The sequence below is a fragment of the Actinomadura darangshiensis genome, assembly GCF_004349235.1.
In the GTDB taxonomy this organism is placed as follows: domain Bacteria; phylum Actinomycetota; class Actinomycetes; order Streptosporangiales; family Streptosporangiaceae; genus Spirillospora; species Spirillospora darangshiensis.
In genome coordinates this window covers 17,689-27,975 of the sequence record NZ_SMKY01000101.1, presented here as the reverse complement: position 1 = coordinate 27,975, position 10,287 = coordinate 17,689, and the positions used below count along the sequence as shown (strand labels likewise).

Genomic DNA, 10,287 nt, shown 5'->3' with positions numbered 1-10,287 from the left:
GCAACTTAGTGAGAGGCGGGGGCGTCAGAAGGGCGGAGGCTCCAGGACGAGGCCGAGGAGCGGCACGTGGCGCACTGGCGGGTGTCGGGGTTCGAGGAGATACGGGAGCTCGGTTCCGGGGCGCAGGGGCGGGTCGTGCTCGCGCGGCACGCCGGCCGGGGGGCGCCCATCGCGATCAAGTACCTGGCCGCCGGGGCCGATCCGGGCGCGCGGGAGCGGTTCCGGGACGAGGCGCGGATCCTCGGGCAGGTCGACGACCCGCATGTGGCGCGGCTCTACCGGCTCGTCGAGCACGGGGACGACCTCGCCATCGTGATGGAGGCCGTGAACGGGGTCTCGTTCAAGGAGATCCTCGGCCGGTACGGGCGGCTGGAGCCCGAGGCGGCGCTGACGGTGCTGCGCGGGTCGCTGCTCGGTCTCGCCGCGGCGCACGCGGCCGGGGTGGTGCACCGCGACTACAAGCCGGCGAACGTGATCGTCCCGGCCGACGGGTGCAGCAAGCTCATCGACTTCGGCATCGCCACGCCGGAAGGGGCCGCGTCCGGTGCGGGGACGCCGGTCTACATGGCGCCCGAGCAGTGGCGCGGCGAGTCCGCCACGGCGGCGACCGACGTCTACGCGGCGACCTGCGTGTTCTTCGAGGCCCTGACGGGACGACGGCCCTACGGCGGTGATCGCGCTTCGGTCATGGCGGGGCACCTTTCCGGGGACGTCCCGGCCGAGGACGTCCCGCGGGCGCTGCGCCCGCTCGTCACCCGGGGCATGGCGAAGGAGGCGGCGGACCGGCCCGCCGGCGCGGCGGCGTTCGTCGAGGAGCTGGACGAGCTGGCCCGGACGGTCTACGGACCGGACTGGGAGTCGCGCGGCATGCGCCTCCTCGCCGGGGCGGCCGTCGGTCTCGCCGCCCTGTTCCCGCTCGCAGCGGGGCTGGTCCCGGCGGGCGCGGGCGCCGCCGGTGCGGCGGGGGCCGGGTCTTCGGGGCTGCTCGCGGCGGTCGGGACCAAGGCCGCCGTCGCCGTCGCGGGGACCGCCGTCGTCGGCGCCACCGCAGGCGGCGTCGGCGTGTACGAGGCGACCAGGCCCGACCGGCCGAACGCGGTCGCGGCGAAGGCGGCGCCGACCCCGTCCGGCGTGCCGATGCGCATCGGGCGGTTCACGGTCCGGGTCCCGGGGGCGTGGATGACCCACGCGGTCCCGCACGTCGCGGCGTCGTTCGGCGACACCCCGCGGACCCTCCCCACGGACAGCTACTACGTCAGCACCTGGAAGACGTGCTCCAAGCAGGAGCCGATCAGGGCGTCGGTCGGTCCCGGCCAGGTGTGGTGCCCGGGCTTCCACGTGCTCGGACGCAGTTTCCTGGAGAACGCCAGCGCCTACATCGCCTCCTCCTACAGGACGTCCGACACCTATGCCTCGCTGTTCGTCCAGGACGAGGGGATGAGCTGCCCCGGCCACGAGAGCCTGCGGGCGGTCAACGCCAGGCTCGGCGCCCGGCTGACGGTGAACAGGCTCGCGGCCGTCGGCTCGAAGAAGGCCGAGTACCGCGAGTGGCGCGTCCCCTGCTACACGCGCGATGACGTGAACCGGTACGGGCCCACCGACCGGACGCGGTTCAGCTATACCGAGCGCCTCTGGTACCTGCCCCAGTCCAAGATCCTCATCGTGGACGTCTGGAACACCCCCGGCCTGGCGCGCATCCTCGAACACGCCGAATGGACCTAGGACACCGCCGCGCGCCGCCCCGCCTCTCGCGCCGGGGCGCGGCGGCGCGCGGGGACCGCGGTGTCAGTCGTCGGTGAGGCCCAGGTCCTTGGCCTCCTTGGCCAGCCGTCCGGCGGTGGTCTCCGAACCGGCCGCGTCGAGTTCGTGCGCGAGTTCCTCCAGTTCGCTGCCGCCCGCCATGAGGGCGGTCAGCTCGTCGCGGGTGATCTCGTCCTTGGTGTGGTAGCCGATGCTCTGGCCCCGGTTGAGGATCAGGAAGCGGTCGCCGACCGGGTAGGCGTGGTGCGGGTTGTGGGTGATGAAGACGACCGCGAGGCCCCGCTCCCGCGCCTGGACGATGTAGCGCAGCACCACCCCGGCCTGCTTGACGCCGAGGGCCGCGGTGGGCTCGTCCAGGACGAGGGCCTTGGCACCGAAGTAGACGGCGCGGGCGATCGCCACGCACTGCCGCTCGCCGCCCGACAGCGTGCCGATGGGCTGGTTGACGTCGCGCAGGTCGATGCCCATCGCGGCCATCTCGCCGTGGGTGGTCGTCCGCATGAACTCGACGTCCATGCGGCCGATGCCCTTGCGCTTCTCCGAGCCGAGGAAGAAGTTCCGCCAGACGGGCATCAGCGGGACGACCGCGAGGTCCTGGTAGACGGTCGCGATGCCGCGGTCGAGCGCGTCGCGCGGAGAGCCGAACGCCACCTCCTCGCCCTCGACCTCGTAGGTGCCGGTGTCGTGGCGGTGCAGGCCGGCGACGACCTTGATGAGCGTGGACTTGCCCGCCCCGTTGTCGCCGAGGACGCACGTGACCTCGCCCGCGGACGCCTGCAGGGTCACGTCCCGCAGCGCGATGACGTTGCCGTAGTTCTTGCCGACGCCGGCCAGCCTGATCAGCGGCGCCTCCTTGGTGTCCGTCATGAGGACCGCTCCACCCTGCGCCGGACGATCAGGTTGACGACGGTGGCGATCAGGAGCATCGCGCCGAGGAAGAACCGGAACCAGTCGGGGTTCCACTCCGCGTACACGATGCCCTTGTTCGTCATGCCGAAGATGAACGCGCCGATCGCCGCGCCGATCGCCGACCCGTATCCGCCGGACAGCAGGCAGCCGCCGATGACCGCGCAGATGATGTAGAGGAACTCGTTGCCGACGCCCTCCCCGGACTGGACGGTCGCGAACGCGAACACCAGGTGCATCCCGGAGAACCAGGCGCAGAACGCGACGCCCATGAACAGGCCGATCTTCACGCGGGCGACGGGGACGCCGACCGCGCGGGCGCTGTCGGCCGAGCCGCCCGCCGCGAAGATCCAGTTGCCGACGCGGGTGCGCAGCAGGAGCCAGGTCGCGACCGCCACGAACAGCAGCCACCAGAACACGGTGATCTTGACGTTGACGCCGAGGACGTCGACGTCGGACGCGAAGATCGAGCGGGCGGTGTCGAAGCCGTCCATGTCGCGGACGGAGTCGCTGGCGACGTTGCCGGTGAGCGCCTTCGTCACGCCCAGGTTCAGGCCAGCCAGCATGAAGAACGTGGCGAGCGTGATGATGAAGCTCGGCAGCTTAGTCTTGACGTACAGGATGCCGTTCACCATGCCGAGCGCCAGCGTCAGGACGAGCGAGATCACCACGCCCGCCCACACGTTCAGCGTCAGCTGGTAGGCGGTCAGCGCCGCGATCAGCGCCGCGGACGTCACCATCACCCCGGCGGACAGGTCGAACTCGCCGCCGATCATCAGCAGCGACACCCCGACCGCCATGATCCCGAACGTCGAGCTGGCGTACAGGACGGTGGAGAACGACCCGGTCTGCAGGAACGCGTCGGCGACGATGGAGAAGAACACGAACAGCGCGACCGCGCCGAGGAGCGCGCCCAGTTCCGGGCGGCCCAGCAGCCGCCGCAGCGGCGACTGCCGGGCCAGGCGCTCGTCGGGGGCCGCGCCGGCCGCCGGGGGCGGCTCGGCCACGGTCTGGGTCATCGCGTCCCCCGGTTCGCGAACGCCTCCAGGTCGCCGGCGTTCTCCATGGTGACGATCGCGGGCCCGGTCAGCACGGGGCGCCCGCCGCCGAGCACGTTGCCGTTGTTCTTCAGCAGCCACAGCTCGTCGACGGCCTCGTAGCCCTGCAGGTAGGGCTGCTGGTCGACGGCGAACTCGATCGCGCCGGACTTGATCGAGGCGATCAGGTCCTTGTTCAGGTCGAACGTGCCGATCTTGGCCTTGCTGCCGGTCTCCTTGACCGAGTCGACGGCGGTGGCGGCGAACGGGGCGCCGAGCGTCAGGATGCCGTCGATGCTCTTGTCGGCCTGGAGCTTGGCCGTGATGGACGACTTCACCTCCGGCATGTTCGTGCCCTGGACGAACAGGTTCTGCAGGTCGCCGCCGAACGTCTTCTTCGCACCGGCGCAGCGGTCCTCGAGGCCGACGTTGCCCTGCTCGTGGACGACGCACAGCGCCTTCTTCGCGCCGATCTTCCCCAGCTCGGTGCCGGCCGCCTCACCGGCGATCGACTCGTCCTGCCCGAAGTGCGCGATCGCGCCGAGCTTCGCCGAGTCGGCGGCGCCGGAGTTGATCGACACCACCGGGATCTTCGCGGCGGTGGCGCGGGCCAGCACGTCCTTCATCGCGTCCGGCTTGGCGAGGGTGACGATGATGCCGTCGACCTTCTTGTCGATCGCGGCCTGCACGAGCTGGGCCTGCTTGCCGCCGTCCGGGTCGGCCGAGTACAGGAACTCGACGTTGTCCTTGGCGGCGGCGGCCTTCGCGCCCTTCTGCACGATGTCCCAGAAGGTGTCGCCGGCACCGGAGTGCGTGACCATCGCGATCTTCAGCCGGGGGCCGGCGCCCTCCGGGGCCCCCTCGGACTTCTTGCCGCCCGAACTGCTGCAGGCGCTCAGCGCCAGCAGCCCCGCGGCGGCCAGCACCGCGAGGCCCCTGGACGTCCCACGCGCGAAAACGCCTCTCATCGGATGCTCCGTTTCTCCCCGAGTGGTCGGTCAGAGGAGTGGATCACAGATGGCGGCGGCGTGCGCGCCGATCCTCCTCATATCGGGCACGGGCCTCCCTGGTGGAGTCCAGTGCCGACACCTCCGCGACCGGGACGTCCCACCATGCCGCACTGTCGGGGGTACCTGCCAAGGGGTTCGTCTCAATGTGGATAACCGTCGTCCGCGCTGCCTTCCTCGCCGCGTGGAGCGCGTCCCGCAGATCGTCCGCCGTGGAGGCGCGGATCACGTCGGCGCCGAGGCTGGCGGCGTTGGCGGCCAGGTCGACGGGGAGCGTGGCGCCGTCGAGACCGGTGGCGGTCCGGGCGCGGTAGCGGGTGCCGAACCGGTCGGCTCCGACCGATTCGGACAGGTTGCCGATCGAGGCGTATCCGTGGTTCTGGACCAGGACAACGACCAGCTTGATCCCTTCGGCGACGGCCGTGGTCAGTTCCTGGGCCATCATCAGGTACGACCCGTCGCCGACCATGACGAAGACTTCGCGGTCCGGGGCGGCCATCTTCACGCCGAGCCCGCCCGCGATCTCATAGCCCATGCAGGAGTAGCCGTACTCGACGTGGTAGCCCTTGGGATCGCGCGCCCGCCACAGCTTGTGCAGATCACCCGGCATCGACCCGGCCGCGCACACGACGACGTCCTGGGGTTCGCTGACGTCGTTGACCGCCCCGATGACCTCGGCCTGGGTGAGCAGATCTCCGTTCTGGGGGGCGTAGGCCTGGTCGACCTTCGCGTTCCAGTCGGCTGTCAGGGCTCGCGCCGAGTCCCGGTAGGCATCGGGAACGGTGTAGCCGTCCACGGCTACGTTCAGGCCCCTGATTCCCTCTCTGGCGTCCGCGACCAGGGCGCAGCCCGCGAGTTTCGCGGCGTCGAACCTCGCGACGTTGACGTTGATGAACTTCACCGCCGGGTTGGCGAAGAGGCTGTGGGAGGCAGTGGTGAAATCGCTGTAACGGGTACCGATACCGACCACGACATCGGCCTCGCGCGCCAGCGCGTTGGCCGCCGTAGTGCCCGTCGCACCAATGGCACCCACCGAACAGGCGTGCTCCCAAGGCAGCGCGCCCTTGCCCGCCTGCGTCTCGGCCACCGGGATACCCGTCCGCTCAGCGAACGCACGCAACTCCTCAGTCGCGCCCGAGTAGATGACACCGCCACCCGCGACGATGAGCGGACGTTCGGCGGCTTGCAGAATGGCGGCGGCCTCATCGAGCGCGGCCGGCTCGGGGACGGGACGGGCGATACGCCACACCCGCCGCACGAACAACTCCTCCGGCCACTCCAACGCCTCCGCCTGCACATCCTGCGGAAGCGCCAAAGTGACCGCGCCCGTCTCGGCCGGATCGGTCAGCACCCGCATCGCCGCCAGCAACGCACCCGGCAACTGCTCAGGACGATTGATCCGATCCCAATACCTCGACACCGGCTTGAAGCAATCATTCACCGACACATCGAACGACCGCGCATCCTCCAACTCCTGCAACACCGGATTGGCCGCACGCGTGGCGAAGACATCACCCGGCAACAACAACACCGGCAACCGGTTGACGGTCGCCAACGCCGCACCGGTCACCATGTTCGTCGCACCCGGCCCGATCGACGTCGTACACGCAAACGTCGACAACCGATCACTCATCCGCGCGTAGCCGGACGCCGCATGCACCATCGCCTGCTCGTTGCGCGCCATGTAATACGGGAAATCGTCGGCATGCTCCAGCAGCGCCTGCCCCATCCCCGCCACATTGCCGTGACCGAAGATCCCAAAGCAGCCAGCGAAGAACCGCCGCTCCACCCCGTCCCGCTCGCTGTACTGCGCCGCCAGGAAACGAACGACCGCCTGACCGACCGTGAGCCTCATGACCGTCCCTCCACCGAGGTCAACGGCAGCCGGGGGTCGAGTGGCTGGCCCGCCCACGTGTCCCGGATCCACGCGTGCGACGGGTCGTCGCAGATGCGCCAGGCCCTCTCCGGCGACGGCCCGGCCATCACGTTGAGGTAATACAGGTCGTTCCCGGGCGGGGCCATGGACGGGCCGTGCCAGCCGTGCGGGATCAGGACGGCGTCGCCGCTGCGCACCTCGGCGAGCACGTCGATGGGACGTCCCGGCGAACCGTAGACGCGCTGGTAGCCCATGCCGTCCCGGGCGACCTCGAAGTAGTAGATCTCCTCCAGGACGGCCTCGTCCGGCGTCTCCTCGTCGTGCTTGTGCGGCGGGAACGACGACCAGCAGCCGCCGGGCGTCAGCACCTCGCACGCGATCAGCTTCTCGGCGAACGGGAAGCCCTCCGGTGTGCCGAAGTTGTTGACCTGCCGGCTCGCCAATCCGGCTCCTCGCAGCTCCACGGGGACCTTCTCGGCGGGTCCGTAGCGCGGCTCCAGCCGTGACTCGCACCGGGCGCCGGCGAGCGCGAACCGTCCACGGCCCTGGACGGTGACCTGCGCGTCGCGCGGCACGTACGCGAAATCGCTGACGCGGCTGAAGACGTCGTCGCGTCCTTCCAGTTCGAACCGCTCGCCGTCGCACTCGACGGTGCACGACCCGGCGAGCGGCAGCACGATCGTCTCGAACTCACCCGTCTCGAACGTGTGCGACGCGGCGTCCGGCAGTTCCAGGACGCGCAGGGCGGAGTGCGCCCAGCCGGCCGATTCCGGTGTCACGACGAGCCCGTACGGCCCCTCGGCAGTGGTTCCGGCGGGCAGGTGGTGTTTCATCGGGGCTCCTTGAGGAGTTGTTCGACCTCGCCCTGCGTGGGCATCGCGTCCGAGCAGGCGATGCGGGACGCGACCATCGCCCCGGCGGCGCCCGCGAACTCGACGAGCCGCCGCAGGCCCCACCCGGCGAGGAGGCCGTGGCAGATGGCGCCGCCGAACGCGTCCCCGGCGCCGAGGCCGTTGACGACGTCGACCTTGACCGGGGGCACCTGCACCATCTCGTCGGCCGTCGCCGCGAGGACGCCGTCCGGTCCCATCTTCACGATGGCGAGGTCCGGGCCGCGGGACAGGATCGCGCGGGCGGCGGCGCGCGGGTCCCGCTCCCCCACCGCGACCTCGCACTCGTCCAGGTTGCCGACCGCGACGGACGCCCGTTCCAGGGCGAGCCCGGCCCAGTGCGGGGCCTCCGCCGGGTCGTCCCAGAGCATCGGCCTGTAGTCGAGGTCGATGACGGTCTGGCCGGGATGCTCGGCAAGCGCGTTCAGGGTCGCTTCACGGCTGGGCTCCTGCGAGAGACCTGTGACCGTGGCCCAGACGATGCGGGCTGCGCGGATCGCCTCCAGGTCCAGCTCGTCTGGACGGATCTCCAGGTCGGGTGCCTTGGGGTAGCGGTAGAAGTACAGCGGGAAATCGTCCGGCGGGAAGATCTCGCAGAACGCGAGTGGCGTCGGCAGTCCTGGTACGGCGGTGACGAACCGGTCGTCCACCCCGTACCCCTGGAGCGCCTTGTGGATGAACCGCCCGAAGGGGTCGTCTCCGGTGCGGGTGATGACGGCGGTGCGGCGGCCGTACCTGGCCGCCGCCACGGCGACGTTGGTCGGGCTGCCGCCGAGGTACTTCCCGAACGAATCGACGTCCTCCAGCGGCACGCCCACCTGGTCCGGGTAGACGTCGACGCTTACCCGTCCCATCGTGATGAGGTCGAACGTCATCGGCCCATCCCTGCGAGGAAGTCCAGGCTCCGGCGGACGTCGTCGTACGGTCCGTCGCCCTCCGCTGGGGCGTCTGTAAGGACGGTGTCCTGTTCCATCACCCACCAGCCTTCGTAACCGGCGCCTTCCAGCGTGCGGACGAGGCCGGAGATGTCAATGTCGCCGTCCCCGAGTGGCCGGTACAGACCGTCCCGTACCGCGTTCGTGTACGCGACGTCGCCGTTGAGCACCTGTTGGGCGAGCCCTACGTCGACGTCCTTCAGGTGGACGTGCGCTATGCGCGGCGCAGCGAATCGCGCCAGCCAGACCGGATCGGTGCCGCCGACCAGGAGATGCCCTGTGTCGAGGCAGAGCGGGATGCTGCAGCCGCCCAGTACGCGCTCGACCTCGGCGCGCCTTTCCACGACCGTCCCTACGTGCGGGTGCAAGGTGACGAGCCTGTCGCGGGCGGCGGCGTGTGCGGCGATCGCGTCGAGATTCGCAAGCAGCGTCGACCACGCCTTGGTGTCGAGAACGGGACGCTCGTCGTAGCCGTCGAGTCCGGTGGCGGCGGCCAAGACGAGGACGCCGCCGATCTCGTCCAGGGCCCGCTCGACAACGGGCAAGGGATCGGAGGCAGGGTCGTGCAAGACGATCGGTACGAACGCCCCCACAAGCCCGAGTCCGTAGGATGACAGCAGTTGGTCCCTCTCCTGGGCTGCGCCGGGAAGGAAGCCGGACGGGCCCAGTTCCGTGGCGGCGAGCCCGAGGTCGCGCATCTCGCCGAGCACTCTCACGGGCTCCATCTGGTGGCCCCAGCCGGGCACCTCGCACACGCCCCACGAGATCGGTGCGCCCGCGACCTTCACCGCCGTACCTCTTCGATGCCGACGATCCGCCCCTGCCGCATGGACAGCTCGCACGCCTCGGCGAGGTAGAACGCCTCCAGGGCCTCCTCGGGAGGGCACGGGTTCGCGCGGCGTCCCGCCACGAGGTCCACGAAGGCCTGCAACTCGGCGTCGTAGGCGTCGGAGAAGCGCTCCATGAACCCGCTGTAGGCGGCCCTCGGCGCCTCGCCCTGCTCGGGCAGCGCGGTCACGGGCGTGCGGTCGTCCAGGCCGGTGATGACGCTGTCCTTGGACCCGAACAGTTCCAGCCGCGCGTCGTACCCGGCGGCGTTGTAGCGGGTGGCCGCGACCTGGCCGAGCGTCCCGTCGTCCAGGATCAGCAGCGCGGACCCGGTGTCGATGTCGCCGTACTCGCGGAAGAAGTCGTCGCCGCGGTTGGCGCCCGCGGCCATCACCCGCACGACCTCGCGTCCCGTGACGAACCGGATCAGATCCAAGTCGTGGATGACGCAGTCGCGGAACAGGCCGCCCGACGACGGGACGTACTCGGCGGGCGGCGGCGCCGGGTCGAAGCTGGACGACCGGACGGTGTGCAGCCAGCCGAGCCGCCCGGACGCGAGGGCCTCGCGCGCCGCCGCGTTCCCGGCGTCGAACCGGCGCTGGAAGCCGACCTGCACCGGGACGTCGGCGCCGGCCGCCGCCCGGACGACTTGGAACGTTCCATCGAGGTCGGCGGCGAGCGGTTTCTCGCAGAAGACGGAGATCCGGGCGCGCACCGCGCGGTCGACCAGGTCCGCGTGCGCGTCCGTGGCCGCCGCGACGATCAGCCCGTCCAGGCCGGCGGAGAAGAGCCCCTCGACGGTGTCCAGCGCGGTGACGCGATCCGGTGCCGGCAGCCGCGCCGCGAGATCGCGGGCGCGGCCCGGATCGGCGTCGGCGATGACCAGCGACTCCACTTCAGGCACGTCGTACAGGGCCGCGGCGTGGCGCGCACCGATGCGCCCCGCGCCGGCCAATCCGATCCTCATCGATCCCCTCCCGGTCGGCGGTCAGGTGGAGTCACGAGTCTGATGGAGCGTTCCAGACGCGTCAACGGCCGGCTGTCCGC

General features: G+C 70.7%; 9 protein-coding genes. 1 reads left to right on the top strand and 8 read right to left on the bottom strand.

Translation table 11 applies throughout. The features are described 5' to 3' along the window. The first annotated feature begins 66 nt into the window (after positions 1–66). Positions 67–1,722 (top strand): serine/threonine-protein kinase, encoded by a 1,656-nt coding sequence (locus E1293_RS50245; protein ID WP_132199340.1) that lies wholly within the window; start codon positions 67–69, stop codon positions 1,720–1,722. A gap of 63 nt (positions 1,723–1,785) precedes the next feature. On the opposite strand, the gene E1293_RS22035 is transcribed toward E1293_RS50245, so the two are convergent. From E1293_RS22035 to E1293_RS22000, 8 genes are all read right to left on the bottom strand, one after another. After that, on the bottom strand, positions 1,786–2,628 hold the full coding sequence (locus E1293_RS22035) for an ATP-binding cassette domain-containing protein (protein ID WP_132199339.1): 843 nt from the start codon (positions 2,626–2,628) through the stop codon (positions 1,786–1,788). Next, complete coding sequence (locus E1293_RS22030; protein ID WP_132199338.1) at positions 2,625–3,686, bottom strand: ABC transporter permease; 1,062 nt, start codon at positions 3,684–3,686, stop codon at positions 2,625–2,627. The genes E1293_RS22035 and E1293_RS22030 overlap by 4 nt, the downstream gene beginning before the upstream one ends. Next, positions 3,683–4,672 (bottom strand): sugar ABC transporter substrate-binding protein, encoded by a 990-nt coding sequence (locus tag E1293_RS22025; protein ID WP_132199337.1) that lies wholly within the window; start codon positions 4,670–4,672, stop codon positions 3,683–3,685. Before E1293_RS22025 ends, E1293_RS22030 begins: the two co-directional genes overlap by 4 nt. Before the next feature lie 43 nt (positions 4,673–4,715). Beyond that, positions 4,716–6,566: a 3D-(3,5/4)-trihydroxycyclohexane-1,2-dione acylhydrolase (decyclizing) gene (gene iolD / locus E1293_RS22020; protein WP_132199336.1), complete on the bottom strand. Its 1,851-nt coding sequence runs from the start codon at positions 6,564–6,566 to the stop codon at positions 4,716–4,718. Continuing rightward, a complete protein-coding gene (gene iolB, locus E1293_RS22015) occupies positions 6,563–7,420 on the bottom strand; it encodes a 5-deoxy-glucuronate isomerase (protein ID WP_132199335.1) in 858 nt (285 codons plus the stop codon). The genes iolD and iolB overlap by 4 nt, the downstream gene beginning before the upstream one ends. Further along, on the bottom strand, positions 7,417–8,352 hold the full coding sequence (gene iolC, locus E1293_RS22010; protein ID WP_132199334.1) for a 5-dehydro-2-deoxygluconokinase: 936 nt from the start codon (positions 8,350–8,352) through the stop codon (positions 7,417–7,419). Before iolC ends, iolB begins: the two co-directional genes overlap by 4 nt. After that, on the bottom strand, positions 8,349–9,122 hold the full coding sequence (locus E1293_RS22005) for a TIM barrel protein (RefSeq protein ID WP_243716388.1): 774 nt from the start codon (positions 9,120–9,122) through the stop codon (positions 8,349–8,351). The genes iolC and E1293_RS22005 overlap by 4 nt, the downstream gene beginning before the upstream one ends. Before the next feature lie 74 nt (positions 9,123–9,196). Beyond that, on the bottom strand, positions 9,197–10,207 hold the full coding sequence (locus tag E1293_RS22000; RefSeq protein ID WP_132199333.1) for a Gfo/Idh/MocA family protein: 1,011 nt from the start codon (positions 10,205–10,207) through the stop codon (positions 9,197–9,199). Positions 10,208–10,287: the final 80 nt, after the last annotated feature.

Coding starts and splice junctions, on each gene's coding strand:
- E1293_RS22035 (WP_132199339.1), bottom strand. CDS start 2,628: ATGACGGACACCAAGGAGGCGCCGCTGATCAGGCTGGCCGGCGTCGGC.
- E1293_RS22030 (WP_132199338.1), bottom strand. CDS start 3,686: ATGACCCAGACCGTGGCCGAGCCGCCCCCGGCGGCCGGCGCGGCCCCC.
- E1293_RS22025 (WP_132199337.1), bottom strand. CDS start 4,672: ATGAGAGGCGTTTTCGCGCGTGGGACGTCCAGGGGCCTCGCGGTGCTG.
- iolD (WP_132199336.1), bottom strand. CDS start 6,566: ATGAGGCTCACGGTCGGTCAGGCGGTCGTTCGTTTCCTGGCGGCGCAG.
- iolB (WP_132199335.1), bottom strand. CDS start 7,420: ATGAAACACCACCTGCCCGCCGGAACCACTGCCGAGGGGCCGTACGGG.
- iolC (WP_132199334.1), bottom strand. CDS start 8,352: ATGACGTTCGACCTCATCACGATGGGACGGGTAAGCGTCGACGTCTAC.
- E1293_RS22000 (WP_132199333.1), bottom strand. CDS start 10,207: ATGAGGATCGGATTGGCCGGCGCGGGGCGCATCGGTGCGCGCCACGCC.